Here is a 17,305-nt window from a genome sequence, read left to right on the forward strand (position 1 = left end):
TGATCCTGCTATGCCGCAGGGCAATTGGTTCCCGAGGTCGCGCCGGCGGCGTAATCGGTTTGCGTGAAACACCGTAACGTCACGGTGGTTTCCGCGGTGTTCGGTTCCGATTTGTCGTTGGTGCCGAGGACGATGTCCTCCGGCCAATATTGATCGTCCAACCACATGCTTGCCATGCCTGGATACGCCGCGTCAGCCGGATTCTGCGGGTAGTCGAAGACGCCGTGGCTTTCGCCGTCGATGAGGAACTCGACGGACCGGTCCGATTGCCGCACCGTGTACCGGTGATCCTGGGCGAGCAGCCGCTCGTCCAGCCGAGTCAGCTGCAGCTGCGCGGTGCCCGCCTTGCGGACGATCAGGAAGAAACCGTCGGGCGCGGCCAGCGTGGTCGGGTCGAGCAGCGGCCGGAGGGGGTCCGAAATCGGCGAAAACCTCGAACTGTGCTGGTATATGAACATGGCCAGGCTGACTTGCGTCGGGTCGCCGATGCGATTGAAGAGCCCGAACGCCATCGAGCCGTTGAGGTTGCCGACATCGGTCCCTTTGATCGAATAGTTCATCGATTGTCCGGCCGTAAACGCTGGCATGCCAACGATTTCGGCGTATCGCCATTGCGCGCCGGTGCCGCTGTCGGGCACGTTGTGGAAGGTCAGGCCGTCGGCATCCGCGGTGAGGGTGTCGGTGCCGTAGTGGATATTGCACCAGTTGTCGGGCTGTGGCGGGGTGAAGTTGTCGGCGAATGTCCTGGTCGGCCCGGCGCCCGTCGCATCATGTATCCCTGACGTGTCCTTGACGCCGACGCAGGTGGGGATGCCTGCGATCGGGGTCGGGTCCACGTCTATCGCCGACGCGGGCGCGGTGGTGCACACGAACGTGACGAAGGCGACGGCGGCCACGCCCGGAAGGTGCCGGAACCGCTGAACTGCGCTGCTAGTGCGCATCGGTCGCGGACGCAGGTTTGTGCTGTTCATGGGACTCCTTTTCGCTGTTGCCTGGACGCCGAGCGGCTATCGCGGCATATTTCGCCGATCTGCCATTGCGCGTTGAATAGGTTCCGGCCGAGCTGGAGAGCATACGAATCCCGGATGCTGACTAAGCGCTTGCTTAGTAACTGATCGCTTGCCCAGTCTGCATCGGCGCGGCGACATCGTCAACCATGTCGATCAGAAAACCCGGACGGACAACCGCGGCAGCCGCGCGCACACGCGGTCATCAGTGGTGTGGGATTCCATGCCCGGAGCGGGATAACATCTGGTGGGGCGGTGTGCTCACCGCCGGTGGTTGTCGAGAAGCGGAGATGAGGTCATGGTCACGGTGCCGGTCCGGATCACGGGTATCGACGCGCGGGTTGCCGAGCGCGGCCCGACGGCGTTGCGCATCGCGGTCGGTGGTCAACTGCGCAAGCTGCGCGAGGCGAGGGGCATCACGCCGCTCGCGGCGGGCGAGCACATCCGTGGTTCGCACGCCAAGATCAGTCGCCTCGAGCTCGGCCGCACCGGGTACAAGGAACGCGACATCCTGGATCTGCTCACCCTCTATGGCGTCACCGAACCGGATCAGCGCGAGATGTTCGTCGATCTGGCGCTCAGGGCGAATCAGCCGGGTTGGTGGCATCGATACAACGATCTGCTGCCGCCCTGGTTCGAGACCTATCTCGGCCTGGAGGGTGCCGCGCAGACGATCAGAACGTTTGAGGGTCAACTGATTCCGGGGCTGCTGCAGACCGAAGACTACACCCATGCGGTCATCGAGGTCGGCAATCAGAGCGCCGAGGCGTCCCGGCGGGTGGAGTTGCGGGCGCGGCGCCAGGAGATCCTCGACGTGGCGGACGGCCCCAGGTTGTGGGCGGTGCTGGACGAGGCGGTGCTGCATCGCCCGATCGGCGGCAAGAAGGTGCTGCGCGAGCAGATCCACCATCTGGTGAAGATGTCGGAGAAGCCCGGCGTGACCATTCAGGTGCTGTCGTACGAGGCGGGCGGCCATCCGGCGGCAGGCAGCTCGTTCACCATGCTGCGCTTCGCCGAGCGCGAGCTGCCCGACATCGTGTATCTGGAACAGCTGACCAGCGCGCTCTACCTGGATCGTAGCGACGATCTGCAGGTCTACCGCGAGGTGATGGACCAGGTTGCCGTGCAGGCGGAAACGCCGGACCGGTCGCGTGCGCTACTGCTGGCCGCTGCCGAGAAGCTCTGAATCCCAAGTCTTTCGACGGCACGGGATGTGCCGTCGGTACCCCGCGTCCGAATCGCGGTGAGTGCAACGATGTCCGATGGTTGTGCGCTTCGCTAACGTTCTCTGGTTGAACGTTCTCGTGGAGGAGTGTGCGGTGACCGCTGAGTCGACCCTCGATGTCTATACCTCGTTGCATCCGCTCGACGATCCGGTGCGGTCCTCGCTGCATGGCGAGCACCGCCGGTTCGCCGCCTGGGTGGGCCGGATCGGTCGCTATGACCCGGAGGTCGCCAGGTTCTTCGGCCATCCGCCGGTACTGGACGACCAGGACTGGGCCGACCTGGCCACCCTGCTCGGCCCCGGCGGCAGCACCGCGCTGCGCGGCGCGGGGCACGTGCCGCCCGCGGGTTGGGCAGTGCTGCAGGATGTTCGATCGGTGCAGATGGACGGCACCGGGCTGCGGGTGGCCGAGGACCCGGAATTCGAGGTGCTCACCGCCGCCGATGTTCCCGAGATGCTCGAACTGATCGCGCGCACCGAACCGGGCCCGTTCGCGGCCCGGACCATTGAAATGGGCACCTACTTGGGTTTTCGCGTCGACGGCACACTGGTGGCGATGGCGGGGGAGCGCATGCACCCGCCCGGCTGGACCGAGATCAGCGCCGTCTGCACCGACGCCGAATTCCGTGGCCGCGGCATAGCCTCGCGCCTGATCCGGGCGGTCGGCGCGGGCATCCGAGCGCGCGGCGAGAAACCGTTCCTGCACGCCGTCGCCCACAACACGACGGCGATCAGCCTGTACGAGACACTCGGCTTCACCCTGCGCCAGCGCTCGCAGCTGACGATCGTGCAGGCGCCGACGCACACGAGTTTTTGAAATCACGCCGATCTGGTTTGTTGTGGCAAACAACCAGCTTGGCACAGGCAACTGGTTCCTACCTCGGGCCGGCTGACGCTCTGGGGTGTCGACCTCATCGATATCGCCGACGCCGCACTCGCCCGGCTGCATCGAGTGTGGTCACAGGATTCGGCGAATCCGACACCACGCCCCGGCCTTACTCGAGCCGGAAACCCTGGTTGCCGAAGGTCTTCCGGATGCCTTGCCTGCCGTGCAGGCTCTCCTTGGTCGAGATCCGCCAGGCGAGGCGGTTCTTCACCCAGTCTTCGGGGAGTTCCTGTTCGCGGTAATAGGCGTTGATCCGGTCCAGGTAGTCCTGGATGGCGTCCTCGCCGGGCGGAGCGTAGGTGTTGCGGTGCACGACGACGTTCTGGCCGTAGCGTGGCTTGATGTCGGCGGGATCGGCGGGGTCGGGTACGCCGATGGCCATTCCGTAGACGGGGAAGGTCCACTCGGGTAGCTGCAGCAGGTCGATGACATCGTCGATGTTGTTGCGCAGGGCGCCGACGAAAGTGATGCCGTAGCCGAGGGATTCGGCGGCGATCGCGGCGTTCTGCGCGGAAAGCGTGACGTCGATGACGCTGGAGAGCGCGCTGTCGAGGTAGGACGTCGCCTCGATGGTGTGCCCGTGAGCCTCCGCCATAGTGATGTTGCGCGACCAATCGGCCACCCAGACCAGGAATACCGAGGCATCCTTGATCAGTTGCTGCCCGCCCGCCAGTTCGGAGAGCCTGGCCCGGAGTTCGGGGTCGTCTACGACGACCACGCTGGTGAATTGGAAGTTGGCCGAGGTCGACGCCGATTGCGCTGCGGCGATGATGAGTTGGAGTTCGGTCTCGCTCACCGTCGCGGTCAGGTAGTGGCGCGCGGTCCGGTGGCGCAGCAGTACTTCGAGCGTGGGGTTCGTCGCGTCGCCCGCATCCGGTGCCGAGGTGCCGTACCGCTTATCCAGTTGCTGCTGAAGCTCATTCGCGATCACGTTGTTCACTGCGTTGTTCCTGTTCTCGTATCGACGTTGCTGACCGGCGCGAGGCGTTACTCGTTCGGTGGCTCCGCGAAACTGGGCGGCAGGGCGGGTGTGCTGGTGAATTGGGCTGCCGCGTGCCGATATCCGGTCCACGGGTCCTCGGCCCACCACGACTGCAGGACGAAGACGAGTTTGGGGTTGTGCTCCTCGTCCTCCAGCCACGCCCGCCGGGCGATGACATCGAATTCGTCGGCGGCGTAACCGGAACGATCGGCCGCGGGACCGGCATACAGGTCGCCGAGTTCCCGAAGCTTGTGCACGGCAGGGATCTTCGTCTCGGCCGCCACGATGATCCGCAGCCCGGCCCAATAGAGGTCGTACACTGTGTCGGCGGCGGCCTTCGAGGTGAGCTGCTCGAGGATGGTCTCCAGGGCGAACAGCGACGTGATGAGATGCAGCACAACGAAATCGCCGGGCACCGCCAGATACAGCAGCGTCACCGCACGACGCACCCGGTCGCGGCGCTCGGTGCCCGAGAACGCGTGCAGCCAGGTGGGTGCGTCGGCCAATTCCGGGATGTCCGCGAGGGCGACGCCCGCGACCCGAGCCTGCAGTCCAGAGCGGCTGAGCTCCGGATGCAGCTCGGTGAAGGAGTTGGTGTCGGTGATCACCCGGTCGACCGCGCCGCGGAAAGCGGGGTCCTGCGCCCAGCCGGAACTCAACTGCAGCAATGAATCCCAGGGATCGGCCGCGGCGACGGCCGGCCGCGAGTCCCGGTCGTCGGCCAGCACCGGCACGAACGAGAACGCGAGATAGGCGAGGCTCTCGGCGGTCATCGCGGGATGGTCGGCCCAGATCGCCCAACCGAGATGGATGGTGGCATGGGTGAAGGCCCCGATCCATCCGTGCAGCAGGTACGGGGCGTACTCGTCGACCGCACCGGCGATCCCTTTGCGCGCGACCTCGTTGTCGAAGAACTCGCAGTAGGCGGCGAAATGCTTTCTTTCGCCGAGGAACTCGCGCCAATTGCTCGTGTCGATGAGTTCGGTGGGCTCGCGTGCCGGTTCGAGCGGAAACCCGTACGGCGTGAGGCGGCAATACGACGTGTGATACTCCCGGATCACCTGCTCCGTCGCGCCGATGCCCGCCAGCGCGATCACCGCGTGCTTGACGTGATTGGTCAGATGCCCGTTGAACTCGATGTGGTAGCTGCGATCATCGAGCAGGTCCGAGACCGCTTTCACGGCTTGTGCAGGCATTAGGTCGTGGCCTCCTGTGCTGTCGGACGCTGGTTGGTGTCGCCGACGGCGAACCCGACCGCGGCCTGCACCAGCGTTGTCGCGAGAAGGACGGTGAGCGGAATGCCCCAGCCGTCCGTGAATTGCTTGAACACACCGATCGCATACGGACCGATGGCGGCGATGAGGTAGCCGACGCCCTGCACCGCGCTGGACAGCAGAATCGCCTGTTCCGGCGAACTCGCGCGCACGGTGATGACGGTCAGCGCCAAGGAGAACACCGAAAGTCCGGTGCCGAGCACGATCGACCACGCCAGTGGCGCGGCCTCGGGCGCGACGAGGAAGCCGAGAATCCCGGCCGCGCTGCACAGGCTGAACCCGGCCAGCCAGCGGGCGCGGTGCGCCGACCCGGCCACGATCGGCGGCACCACGAAACTGATCGGCACCGCGACGCAGGTGAGAATGCCGAGGTACCCGCCGGCCAGGTCCGGGCTGACACCGGCGTCGTGCAGTACCGAGGGCAACCAGCCGATGACAACGAAGGCGACCAGCGCCTGCAGCCCGAAAAAGACTGCCAGGCCGACTGTTCGGGTGCGGCGCAGGATCTCGATCGGATCGGCGGAGCCGCGGGGCAGGCCGGTGCCGGTCGGGGTGACCGAGGCCGCCGGGGATCGCCACAGCGCGGCCGCACCGATCGGCGCGAGCACCGCCCACAGCGCGAGCGCCCATTGCCAGCTGTCGAGCGCGTGCGACAGCGGCACCACGGCGGCGAAGCCGATCGCCGAACCCGCCTGCAGTGCCGTGGTGAAGGCGGCGATCAGCGGGCCGGTGTTGCCGATGGTCCTGATCACGGCGGGCAGCAGCACGCCGATGAGCCCGATCCCGACCGCCGCGGTGCAGGTCGCGAGGACGAAGAGCCAGAGCCCGCCCCACGGCCGCACCGCGAGACTGGTCCCGGTCAGCGCCAGCGCCGAGTAGAGACCGGCGCGCAGCGAAATCCGTGCCAGCACAACCGGTGTCGCCAGGCTCACCAGCGCGAAGGCGATGACGGGTGCCGCGGTGATGACCCCGGCCGCGCGCGCTCCGGCACCGAAATACGCTGTCACGACATCTAGTTCGGGCCCCACGGTGGTAACGCCAGGGCGCAGGTTCACCGCCACCGCCGCGACGACGGCGATCAGCGCCACCAGCCGGGCGGTATTCGCCGGATGCGGCACCGCGCTCGCCGGACCGGCCTCGCGGGCGGTCATCAGTAGTTCGGCGTGCGCAGCAGGGGCGTTTCGCCGGGCCGATCGGTGATCAAGGGGCGATAGACCCGCTCCTGCCACCGGTCGCTGCCGACGCTCTCGACACCGATCGACACCACGCCCTCGGCGACGCCGAACGCCCGCGTGACCGCGTCGACGATGTCGGCCTCGAGCCTGCGCGACGCGTCGCCGGACAGTTCGGCGGGGAAGTGCCAGATCTCTACGTGGGGCATGTCAAACCAACTCCCGATCCAAGGTTTCGGTCGCGACTACCGTCGCCACCTCGGCTGCTCCGGCGGTGACGATCTCGTAGTGGTGATACGGCAGGTTGCGCACTCGGCCGGTTCGCAGGCGCAGCGGCACGACCGGGATGTCGGCGAACGACGGGCCGTCACCACGGGCCCGCAGGAACAGACTCTGGTCGAGTAGATCCTGATCGACCCCGATCGGCTGCGTGCGCAGCCGGTAGGTCCGCTCCACCACCGCGACGATCCGCTCGACCATATCCCGCGCGAAGCCCGGCTCGTTCGCCACCATGAGGTCGATGAAGTCCGTTCGCCTGCTGACCTGTTCGTCGAGGTCGGCCGCATAGCCGGGGTCGATCCGGCCGCTGAACACCGAGGCGAGTACCCGCTTGAAATACGCGTTGCGGTAACTGACTTCATCGGTGTCCGCGCTGATTCCGGCAATGACGGGAGAACCCGGCGCGATCAGCACCAGCTGCTCGATCTGGTGGCCGCCGGCCGAAAGGCGTTGGGCCACCTCCGCTGCCACGCGCGCGCCGAACGAGTAGCCGACGACGCGTATCGGCCCGGATAGGCCGAGACTGCGGAACTCCGCGACGTCGTCGGCGATCAGTGCGTCCAAATGGTCATGCGGCACTTCGCCTTTATTGATGCCGCGCGCCTGCACGCCGTACACGAGGTGACCGTCGTTGGCGAGCTCACCGGCCAACGCCCGCAGGCTCATCGGATAGCCGCCGAGCCCCGGCCAGAGCACGGTGACCGGGTCGCCGTCGGCCCCGGCGAGCCGCAAGAATCGCGACGTCTGTTCCGAACCGGTTCGCCGCGAGGCCGATTCGGCCTCGAGCGTCGCGGCAGCAAGCTCGTCCAAGGTCGGCGCGCGGAATATTGTCTGCACGCCCAGGTTGATGCCGAACCGCTCGTTGAGTGCGCGGATCAGCCGCAACGCCGAGATCGAGTTGCCGCCGCGCGCGAAGAAGTCGTCGGCGCGGTAGACCGGCTGATAATCGAGCACGCGAGACCAGACACGGGCCAGCTCGGTCTCCCGCCCGGCCGCGGGCGGATCGCTGGGCTGGGCGGTCGGCGCGTTGAGTTCGGCCGCGAGCCGGATGAGTGTGCTGCGGTCCTGTTTTCCGTTCTGCGACTGCGGAATCCGGTCGAGCACATGAATGGTGGGTGGCACCATGTAGTGCGGAAGTACGGCGCGCAGATCGTCTTTGAGCAGTTCCTCCGGTCCCTTCATGTGCAGCGCGTCCTCCGCCATGCCCGTCGAGCGCAGCTGGTCGGCGGAGACGCGGCCGCCCAGCGCGAAGTAGCTGAGCGAATTCGACAGCGGCCCCTCGGTGAAGATATCCCGGAACCGGCGGGCCGAGGGCAGATCTCGTCCGGTCAGCGAGGAGTATCCGGCCGACATGAAGCCGATGCTGTCGCGGGCGCCGAGCTGCTGCAGGTGCGCCAGTGTGCGACCGAGCTCGGTGAAGCCGGCCCAGCCGTTGTCGGCGTCGGTGGCGAGCACGATGCCGAACGAGGAGTGGTCGTAGGAACGCTGATTGATGGCGATCACGTGCCGTCGTTCGATCTTCTGCTCGGTCAGGAACTCGAGTCCGGCCTCGCCGAGCCGATAGATGCCCGGCCTGGCGTCGCCGATCTCGCCGTGCACCTGGACCAGCACCGTGCGCGGCAGCGCACTGCCGGGATGTGGCGCGTGCGTGGCTATTTCGACGGTGGCGGTCACCACCCCCTTGTCCAGGCCGTCCACGAGCCGCACGCAGGCCGTGCGTATCCGTCTTCCGTAATCGGCGGCTACTTCGTCGAGTACGCCGAGGATGTGGCCCGCCTCGAAGTGCAGCACCTCCCGGACGTTGGTCGAGTAGACGGATTCGATGACCTCGGGCAGCCCGACCAGGTGCAGGTGCAGGCCGGATCGAGTGGTCGAGCCGACTCGGAACAGCGAGTGGCGCAGGGGATGGAAGTAGTAGACCCCGGCAGCGAGTCCGGGGAGTCCGGTGGTCTCGATGTAGACCCGGGTGGCGTTGAGCGCGCCGGGCGAGGCGTAGGAGTACTTGGGCAGCAATCGATTCGGACTGTGGAATGGACCGAGCCAGCGCAGCATCCGGCCCAGCTCGACGGCGGTGAGTGGACCGTGCGAACCGAGTCGAACGTCGCGCGAGGGCAGTTGAGCGAGCAATGCCTCGATCTCGCCGAGATCAAGGGGAGTGTCGGTGAAGGTTCGATAGGTCTTGCGCGCGAAAACCTTTCGCTGCTGCTCGCCGGTGGGTTCGGCCCCGGCCAGCGGGATCTCCGGTTCGGTGGTGAACTGTGGCACGGCGAGGTCGGCCAGCTGCGCGGTGACCTGAACACGGGTCGATTTGGACCGGTGATGCCGCCTGGCTCGGCCCTGGTCCATCAGCGGGGCCTCGTCCGGGTCGAGTTCGATGAAGCCCGCGAGCTGGGTTACGCCGCGCTCGGACAGCCAGGGCACCACCGCGGCCGAACGCACCCAGTGGTGCGCCTCGATCGACACACGGACCTCGTTCGTTTCGACCCGGTGCCCGTTGACCTTGACCTGTTCGTCGTTGCGGCCGACGAACTCCAGCACGCCGTCGTCCCGGCTGCGGGCGAGATCGCCAGTGCGGTACCAACGTTGGGTGTCCGCGGTACCGAAGGCCAGTTCGGCGAAGCGCGCCGCGGTGACGTCGGGCCGGTTGCGGTAGCCCTCGGCCAACTGGATACCGCTGATCAGCAACTCGCCGATCTGCGCTCCCGCGACTGGGCGGTCCGCCTCGTCGACGACAACGGTGGTGCAGCCGTCGACGGACCGGCCGATCGGCACGATCGCGGCATCGGAATCGTCGGCGCCGGTGAAGTCGTACCAGGTCGCGTTGATCGTCGCTTCGGTCGGCCCGTACAGGTTGATCTTTCGCGGCCCTGGCAGTGCGGCACGCAGGCGCTGGGCCAGTGCGGAGGGTAGCGCTTCACCGCCGCTGACCACCGTCCGCAGCGAAGTGGCGGCACTGATGTCCGGCAGTTCGACCAGCTCGGCCCACATGGTCGGCACGCATTGCAGCGTCGTAATCGCTTCGCTACGAACGTGATCCAGCAGGCCCTCGGGGCTGGTATGGGTGCCTGCGGGTGCCACCACGATCGTCGCGCCACCGGCGTTGGCCAGTAGTTCCCACTGCGCGGCGTCGAAGCTGACCGGGGTCTTCAGCAGAATCCGGGCGCCCGGCCCCAGGGCGAGTTCGGCGCCGATCCAGGTCATCTGGTTGACGATCGCGCGATGCGAGATCACCACGCCCTTAGGCGATCCGGTGGTTCCTGAGGTGTAGATCGTGTACGCGGCGCCCGTTGCGGTCGCGGCATTGACGTCCTGCGCTGCGGGTTGTTCCTCGGGCAGACGCACCGTCGGAGTGGGCAGAATGCGGCGTGCGAGCGCGTCCGTGCTCGGATCGGTCACCACCATGCGCAGGTCGCTGTCGGTGGCCATGTAGGCGAGCCGTTCGGCCGGATAGTCCACGGCCAGTGGCAGATACGCGGCGCCCGCGCGCAGGATCGCCCACACCGAGGCGACGAGATCGACCGAGGGACTCAGGAAGACGCCCACCGTGTCGCCCGCCAGCACCCCCGCATCCCGTAAGGCTTGGGCGCCGGCCGAGGACCGTGCCGACAGCTCGCCGTAACTGAGCGCGCGTGAAGTGTCCACGCAGGCAATGGCATCCGGGTCGCGCAGCACGTTGGCGTCGAGCAGGTCGACCAGGGTGCCGGCCTGCCCCGTCTGTCCGTGCACCTCACGCACTCCTGGTCGTGCCGTGGAACCGGTCGCCGAAGTCGCCGATGCCCGGCGACATGAAGGCCTCGTCGGTCAGCGTGTCATCGATGTGTGAGGTGACGATGCGCAGGTCCGGTCGCCGGGACAGCACCGTGGCGAGGGCCTCGGGACAGGTCAGCACATTCACCACGATGATCCGGTTCTCCTCGACGCCGGCCGCGATCAACTCGTTGACCGCGGTCAGCAGCGTGCCGCCGGTGGCAATGGTGGGATCGAGCAGCAGTACCTCGTTGCCCGCGATGTCGGGCGGCAGCTTGCGGTACAGCAACGTCGGCTGTTTGGTGACGGTGTCGCGCTGGATCAGGATCTTGCCGAGCCGCGCGTCCGGCCTGATCTCCCGCAGCCCGCTCTCCAGCGCGTCACCGGCCCGCGGGATCGACACCGCGTACAGCGTGGGCGACGCGGGCTCGAGCCCACGGAACACCCGGCCGGTGGGCGTGGTCACCGCGCGCGGCCGGTGTTCCAGCTGCGACAGCGCGGTCTCCAGCAGCAGCCGGATGATGCGCTGGGTGGCCCGGACGAAGCGCTCCTGGCCGGTGCCGGCGTCGCGTGCCTCGGTGTGCAGGGTGATGAGCTCGGGGAGTTTGGGCAGCTCGAAGACGTTGACGCCCAGGTACGGAACGATCTGTGCGGGCTCGATCGTCGGGCGAGTCCATGCGGTCATGAGCTGATGTCGCTTTCCACTCGGGTGAGGACGATGTTCGTGACATCGTCGAAGGTGTGCGCGAGCGCGTCCGGTGCCGTCGCGGCGATCTGCTCGGCCGAGTACACCCCGTAGGTGACTCCGATGGTGAAGACGCCGATCCCGGCGCCGAGACCGATATCGCTTGCGGTATCACCGATTACGGCACCGCCCGGACCGGCCTCGATCAGGCCGACGGCCGCCAGCGCGGCATCGGCGCTGTCCCGGTGTGGTTTCGGGTGTGCCACGTCGTCGGCGCCGACCACCACGGCGAAGTAGTCGCGGATCCCCGCTGCGGTCAGGATCAGTTCCGCGCTGTGATGCTTCTTGGTCGTGACGATGGTGAGGATCAGTCCGGCGTTCGACAGCCGTTCCAGCCCGGGGCGTACGCCGGGGAACAACAGGTCGGCCGCCTTCGGCACGATGATCTCGCGGAAGCGGGTCAGGTACTCGGACGAAATCGCCTGAGCGGTGGACGATTCGGGATCGCTACCGGACAACGTGGCCGCCATCCGCTCCAGCGGGGCGCCGACGAGCGCACGGGTCGCGTCGAGACCGGGATGCACTCCGGTGACCGATTCGACTGCCGCGGAGAACTGTTCGGCGATCGCGCGTGGCGTGTCGAGCAGCGTGCCGTCCAGGTCGAACAGCAGCGCCGAGCGCGGCGCGGTCGATGATTCATGCGGCATGGGTGGCTCCGTGTTCTAGTGCGGCGCGGGCATTTTCGATTTCCGCGGCCGCCTGCGCGGTACTGATCAGGACCGCTCGATTGGCGGCCGCGGCGGCACCGCCGGTCGCCGCGTCGACGGCCCGGAGCACGAAGGTGGTGACGGCGGGCCCGCTGATATTCTCCGCGTCCGCCTGGGCGAGTGCCTGCTGGATCGCCGTTTCGACGGCGTCGCTGTCGAGCGCGTCGGCGGACGCGATCGGATGGGTGATCAGCAGCGAACCCGCACCGGCGAAACTCAGGTGCACGCGGGCGATTTCGGCGATGTCGTGGGGATCGTCGATGCGCAGCTGCGCGTTGTAGCCGCTCTCGCGGCAGTAGAACGCCGGGAACGGGAGATATCGGTATCCGATCACCGGGGTGCCCTGTGTCTCGAGGAACTCCAGGGTGCGGCCCGCGTCGAGGATCTTCTTCACGCCCGCGCAGACCACGATGAGCTTGGTTCGGGCGAGTTCGGTGAGGTCTGCGGAGATGTCCATCGTCGTTTCCGCGCCCCGGTGCACGCCGCCGAGCCCCGCCGAGGCCACGGTGGCGATGCCGATCTGGTTCGCGATGACCATGGTGGCCGAGATGGACGTCGCGCCGAGCGCGCGCCTGGTCACCGCGACCGCGATGTCACGGCTCGTCACCTTCGCGACATCGGTTGCGGTGGCGAGGGTTTCGAGTTCATCCGCAGTAGTACCGACCACGATCCGGCCGTCCGCGATGGCGATCGTCGCCGGGACGGCGCCTGCCGCGCGCACCGCGGCCTCGACCTCCTCGGCGACCGCGATGTTGTCCGGCCAGCGGAATCCGTGTGCCACGACGTTCGATTCGAGCGCGACGACAGGTCTTCGTTGGACGAGCGCTTCCCGGACCTCCTCGGAGAACCGGAACAGCGATGACTCGTGCTCGACGACAGCAGACACGTGGATGAGTCCGTTCGGTAGGCGAGTGATTTCTGGCAAGACCCCCTGATAACGCCATCGTGGGCGAATCGGGTTGTGCTGTATACGGTTTCGAGCATGCTGAATGTATGTATTGTCATCGCTCGATTGTCGGGTGAAACATAGTTTCATTCAGTGTGATCGGAACGCCGAGGGCGTGCCGTGCGCAGGGGTGGTCGCGCAGGTCATTGTCGTAATCCTGGTGCTGCGCTCGCCGCAGGCGCTCAGCCTGTACGGGCGCTGCAATTGTTGCCGCACTGTAGATTTCGGCAGCGTCTAGCACAACGAACGGAGTACTGATGGCACCGGTCGACGATCTTCATGAGCGCCTGGACGCGATCGCCGAGGCGACCGCCGGTCTCGCCGCCGGTGCCGCCGCAAGGGACGCCGAACACAAGCCGCCCACCGAGCAGCTGGCCCAGTTGCTCGCGGCGGGCGTCGGGGCGCTGCGTGTCCCGGCCGAGTACGGCGGTGCCGACGCGACGGTGCTGACCCTCGCCGACGTCCTGATCGACATCGCCGCGGGCGACTCCAACCTGGGCCAGATCTTCCGTGGTCACCTGGGGCTCACCGAAATCCTGCGGTTCGCCGCGCCGGGGACCGCGCGCGAGACCCTGCTCCGGGCGGCCGCCGCCGGGAAGTTCTTCGGTCCGGCGGGTGCCGAACTGAGCACGCCGAACCTGACCGCACTGGCGACCACGCTGGAACGCGTCGATGACCACTACGTCTTGTCGGGCCGCAAGTACTACACCACCGGCAGCCTGCACGCCGACTGGCTCAACGTGCTGGTGGTAGACGACGAGGAGTTCATCTCGGCGCTGGTGCCACGGCATCAGGCGGGCATCACGATCGAGGACGACTGGGACGGCTTCGGTCAGCGGTTGACCGCGAGCGGCACCGCACGCTTCGAGTCGGTGCCCGTCGATCCGGATTTCCTGCTGCGCCATCGCAATCCGCTCGCCAACGACTACATGGAAGCCTTCTACCAGTTCGTGCACTCGGCAGTGCAGGCCGGCATCGCCCGTGCCGTCGCCGACGATCTCGCCACGCTGGTGCGCGGCCGGACGCGCTCCTATCCGTTGGCGTCGACGCCCGAGCCCGCCGCCGATCCGCAGGTGTTGCAGATCGTCGGAGCGGTGCGCAGCAAGGCCTATTCGGCGCGCGCGAATGTGCTGCTGCTGGCCGGTTCGCTCGACGCGTTCGTCGCCGATCCCTCGCCGCGGTCGGCCGAGCGGATACTGCTCGAATCGGCGGCCACCCAGGTCGCGAACACCGAACTGGTCGGCGCCGCGACGTGGCGGCTGTTCGATGCGGGTAGCGCCAGCGCGCTGAAATCCGAACTGGGACTTGACCGGCACTGGCGCAACGCCCGCACCGTCTCGTCGCACAATCCGGCCATCTACAAGGCCGCGCTCATCGGCGATCACGCGGTGAACGGCAACGCGCCGCGCAGCTTCCTCAACAGCGTCGCCGCGAACCGCGCCGAGTCAAGGAACCAGTGACCGGTTCGTAGCAAAGGACACGTCTATGTCATTCTCTCGCAACGGTAGTCGGCCTTCGCTCGTGCTGGTCGTGCTTACCGCGGTGACCTTGCTGGTCGGCGCCTGCGGTGACACCGTCGACAACGAGGTGCGCACCGTGAACGGGCAGAGCTTCGATCTGTCGCCCGAACAGTCGACCCGGATTCGCGCCGGCAAGGTCGACGCGATTGCGGCGAAAGTGCCCCAGGTCATTCGGAATCGGGGCAGCTTGATCGTCACCGGTTCACCCGACACCGGCCCGCCGCTGCGCTTCTACGCCAGCGACGATCGCGCGCTCATCGGCTCCGAGGTCGACTTCGCCTACCTGCTCGCCGACATTCTGGGGCTGAAAGCCGAACTGAGCGCGGCGGATTGGTCGCAGAACTTCGTCCGCATCGATTCCGGTGAGGTGGACGCGTTCATCGCCAATGTCACCGTCACCGAGGAACGCAAGGAGAAGTACGACTTCGCGACCTATCGGCTCGACAACATCGCGCTGGAGGTGCCCAAAGACAGCGACTGGACCTATACCGATCGTAAATCGCTGGCAGGCAAGCGGATCGGCGTCGGCGCCGGCACCAATCAGGAGCAGCTGCTGGTGAAGTGGAGCGACCAGAACGTCGCCGACGGTCTGCCGAAGATCGACATCGCCTACTACCAGCAGACGACCGACTACTACCTGGCGCTGGCGTCACATCGACTGGACGGCTTCCTCGGCCCGAACCCGGTGGCCGTCTACCACTCGGCGACCGTGGGCCAGACGAAGATCACCGCCACGTTCTCCGGTGCGGGCGACGTCGTGCAGGCCGAGATCGGTGTGCTGACCAAGAAGGACAACGGTCTGATCGGTCCCATCCAGGAGGCAGTGCAATACGCGATCGATCACGGCACCTACCAGCGGGTGCTCGACCGATGGGGGCTGTCGAGCGAGGCGGTCAAGGCAGCGCGGGTCAATCCGCCAGGACTGCCGAAGCACGGCTGATTCGGCCATCGCGGATCACGATCGACTTGATCGGAAACTATCGCGCTTGACGATGGACTGAACGGCCTAGCGTTGCGTTCATGGCCGATCACCTTTCCAACGGCGAGCAGCTCGTCGAAATCAACGATGTCGAGTTGTGCGTCGAAACCTTCGGAGACCCGAAGAACCCGGCGATCCTGCTCATCGACGGTGCGTCCGCCTCGATGCTGTGGTGGGAAACCGCACTGTGCGAACGGATTTCGCGCGGCCGCCGGTTCGTCATCCGCTACGACAACCGGGACACCGGAAGATCCACCAGCTACCCGCCGGGGGAGCCGGGCTACCGGTTCGCCGACCTGGCCGGGGACGCTCTCGGCATCCTGGACGCACTGAACGTCGAGCGCGCACACATCGTCTGCCGATCCATGTCCGGCGGAATCGGGCTCATCATCGGAGTGGACCATCCGCACCGGGTGGCGTCGCTGACGTTCGTCTCCACCTCCACCGGCGAGGACGGACTCCCGCCGTCGACCTACGAGCTCACCCTCGCCGAGCCGGACCCCGCCGATTCCGCTGCGGTAGCGGACTATATCGTCGCCTCGGCAAAGGCGGGCTCGGGCGACTCGCCCTACTTCGACGAGAGCGCCACCCGCGCACTGGTCGAACGGGACGTCGCCCGCGCTCGCGACATCGCCTCCACCCTCGTCAACCACTACGCGATGAGTTTCGACGGTTCGTCCCGCGACTTCGCCGCCATCAAGGCGCCGACCCTCGTCGTGCACGGCGACCACGACCCGATTTGCCCACTCCCACACGGCTATTCGGTGTGCGACGCGATCCCCGGCGCGACGTTGCTGATTCTGCCAGGCGCCGGGCACGACCTGCCGAAGCCGCTGTGGGACATGTTCGTCCCGGCCCTGCTCCAGCACACCGGCCAACCGTGACCGATCTCGATCCCACGGCGGTCGTCATCGTGGCGCCTGCCGCGACCTGGCCGTAGCAGGCTGTTCGGCACTCCCGCCCGCTCTGATAGGAACGAACTCCACACTCAGGACTCGGCCGTCGTCTCGTTTCCCATCCGAGTGAGCGCGGCGAGGGCGGCGAGATGGGCGTGATAGGCGGTGCGGCCCTTGTAGCTAAGGGCGAGCCAGGTTTTCGGTTTGCGGCCCACATAGCCCTTGGTGACATTGAGATATCCGGCGGCTTCCAGGGTGGTCATCGCTTTGGACAGGGTGGATTTGTTGAGCTCACAGAGCTCAGTGACGACCATGAATTCGGCTTCGGTGCAGCCGTCGAGGAATGCGGCGAGTTTCAGGCGCGGCAGCGAGGCGAACAGTTCGTTCAGGTCCGCCACGGTCGGATCTTCCAGAGTGCGGTCTTCGGTCGGGCCTCCGCGAACCAGATCCAGCCACCCATGATCAATCCGGCCAGCACTTGCAGCCATATGGTCAGGCTCGGATTTCCGAAGCCGGAGTCCGGAATGAGCAGCACGATTATCAGCACCACCATGAACTTCCACGTCGCCATCGGGGCAGGAATGAGGCCGCGCGCCTGCCGAACTCGGCGCAGCCACCGGGTAACCGCGAAATGCGCCGCGTACGCGGCGATTGAGCCGGCCAGGGCAGTCCAGGCGATCGGGTCGTCGAATTCGAATACCACCGCCAAGCCGAACAGCGTGCCAAACAGTCCGGCGAACACACCGGCCGCGAACGGTCCCCAACTGGGTAAAGCGGCGGCCTCGCGGGCCTGCCGAGTGGTAGCGGCCGCGATCTCCAGGGCCTGCTGCGGTGTCTGTGCCTCTTGCATGAGGTGACCATACATCAACGAGTTTCCACTTGGAAACCTGTTTCCTGTAGTTCCTTGGTCGCGAAGGGATTCGGGAAGATGCCGCTGAGA

16 protein-coding genes are annotated in these 17,305 nt (G+C 66.7%); 5 read left to right on the forward strand and 11 right to left on the reverse strand.

The genetic code is table 11. From position 1 onward, the window contains the following. Positions 1-8: 8 nt before the first annotated feature. Positions 9-971: a hypothetical protein gene (locus tag ACFWF1_RS38980; protein WP_379281266.1), complete on the reverse strand. Its 963-nt coding sequence runs from the start codon at positions 969-971 to the stop codon at positions 9-11. 334 nt (positions 972-1,305) lie between these two features. On the opposite strand from ACFWF1_RS38980, the gene ACFWF1_RS38985 reads away from it, so the two are divergent. Continuing rightward, positions 1,306-2,193, forward strand: a complete 888-nt coding sequence (locus ACFWF1_RS38985; protein WP_379281267.1) for a helix-turn-helix domain-containing protein — start codon at positions 1,306-1,308, stop codon at positions 2,191-2,193. Positions 2,194-2,326: 133 nt separating this feature from the next. After that, positions 2,327-3,049, forward strand: coding sequence for a GNAT family N-acetyltransferase (locus ACFWF1_RS38990; RefSeq protein ID WP_379281268.1), 723 nt, complete (start codon positions 2,327-2,329; stop codon positions 3,047-3,049). A 178-nt stretch (positions 3,050-3,227) separates the two neighbouring features. On the opposite strand, the gene ACFWF1_RS38995 is transcribed toward ACFWF1_RS38990, so the two are convergent. From ACFWF1_RS38995 to ACFWF1_RS39030, 8 genes are read right to left on the reverse strand one after another with little or no spacing between them, the layout of a single operon-like run. Continuing rightward, a complete protein-coding gene (locus ACFWF1_RS38995) occupies positions 3,228-4,058 on the reverse strand; it encodes a nitroreductase family protein (protein WP_379281269.1) in 831 nt (276 codons plus the stop codon). Positions 4,059-4,105: 47 nt separating this feature from the next. Continuing rightward, entirely contained in the window at positions 4,106-5,296 is a 1,191-nt protein-coding gene (locus ACFWF1_RS39000; protein WP_379281270.1) for a questin oxidase family protein, read from the reverse strand. Next, positions 5,296-6,525 (reverse strand): MFS transporter, encoded by a 1,230-nt coding sequence (locus ACFWF1_RS39005; protein WP_379281271.1) that lies wholly within the window; start codon positions 6,523-6,525, stop codon positions 5,296-5,298. The genes ACFWF1_RS39000 and ACFWF1_RS39005 overlap by 1 nt, the downstream gene beginning before the upstream one ends. Further along, entirely contained in the window at positions 6,525-6,755 is a 231-nt protein-coding gene (locus tag ACFWF1_RS39010; protein WP_379281272.1) for a hypothetical protein, read from the reverse strand. The genes ACFWF1_RS39005 and ACFWF1_RS39010 overlap by 1 nt, the downstream gene beginning before the upstream one ends. A 1-nt stretch (position 6,756) precedes the next feature. Next, complete coding sequence (locus ACFWF1_RS39015) at positions 6,757-10,551, reverse strand: amino acid adenylation domain-containing protein (RefSeq protein ID WP_379281273.1); 3,795 nt, start codon at positions 10,549-10,551, stop codon at positions 6,757-6,759. Between the two features lies 1 nt (position 10,552). Then, a complete protein-coding gene (gene upp / locus ACFWF1_RS39020) occupies positions 10,553-11,257 on the reverse strand; it encodes a uracil phosphoribosyltransferase (RefSeq protein ID WP_379281274.1) in 705 nt (234 codons plus the stop codon). Next, positions 11,254-11,964, reverse strand: a complete 711-nt coding sequence (locus ACFWF1_RS39025) for an HAD family hydrolase (RefSeq protein WP_379281275.1) — start codon at positions 11,962-11,964, stop codon at positions 11,254-11,256. Before ACFWF1_RS39025 ends, upp begins: the two co-directional genes overlap by 4 nt. Then, positions 11,954-12,910 carry a pseudouridine-5'-phosphate glycosidase gene (locus tag ACFWF1_RS39030; RefSeq protein WP_379281276.1) on the reverse strand — a complete coding sequence of 319 codons (957 nt, stop codon included), beginning with the start codon at positions 12,908-12,910 and terminating at the stop codon, positions 11,954-11,956. The genes ACFWF1_RS39025 and ACFWF1_RS39030 overlap by 11 nt, the downstream gene beginning before the upstream one ends. Positions 12,911-13,227: 317 nt before the next feature. Between ACFWF1_RS39030 and ACFWF1_RS39035 the strand changes: the two genes are divergently transcribed. The 3 genes from ACFWF1_RS39035 (at position 13,228) to ACFWF1_RS39045 (ending at position 16,353) form a co-directional block, all read left to right on the forward strand. Next, positions 13,228-14,430 (forward strand): acyl-CoA dehydrogenase family protein, encoded by a 1,203-nt coding sequence (locus ACFWF1_RS39035; RefSeq protein WP_379281277.1) that lies wholly within the window; start codon positions 13,228-13,230, stop codon positions 14,428-14,430. A gap of 25 nt (positions 14,431-14,455) precedes the next feature. Further along, positions 14,456-15,430 (forward strand): ABC transporter substrate-binding protein, encoded by a 975-nt coding sequence (locus tag ACFWF1_RS39040; protein WP_379281278.1) that lies wholly within the window; start codon positions 14,456-14,458, stop codon positions 15,428-15,430. Positions 15,431-15,510: 80 nt separating this feature from the next. Continuing rightward, positions 15,511-16,353, forward strand: a complete 843-nt coding sequence (locus ACFWF1_RS39045) for an alpha/beta fold hydrolase (RefSeq protein ID WP_379281279.1) — start codon at positions 15,511-15,513, stop codon at positions 16,351-16,353. A gap of 104 nt (positions 16,354-16,457) precedes the next feature. Here the strand turns inward: ACFWF1_RS39045 and ACFWF1_RS39050 are convergent, their stop codons facing one another. Together ACFWF1_RS39050 and ACFWF1_RS39055 are read right to left on the reverse strand one after the other, a co-directional pair. Continuing rightward, complete coding sequence (locus ACFWF1_RS39050) at positions 16,458-16,763, reverse strand: transcriptional regulator (RefSeq protein ID WP_379281280.1); 306 nt, start codon at positions 16,761-16,763, stop codon at positions 16,458-16,460. Then, entirely contained in the window at positions 16,751-17,215 is a 465-nt protein-coding gene (locus ACFWF1_RS39055; protein WP_379281281.1) for a hypothetical protein, read from the reverse strand. The genes ACFWF1_RS39050 and ACFWF1_RS39055 overlap by 13 nt, the downstream gene beginning before the upstream one ends. Positions 17,216-17,305 lie beyond the last annotated feature (90 nt).

The sequence above is a fragment of the Nocardia sp. NPDC060255 genome (assembly GCF_042727395.1).
GTDB lineage: Bacteria > Actinomycetota > Actinomycetes > Mycobacteriales > Mycobacteriaceae > Nocardia.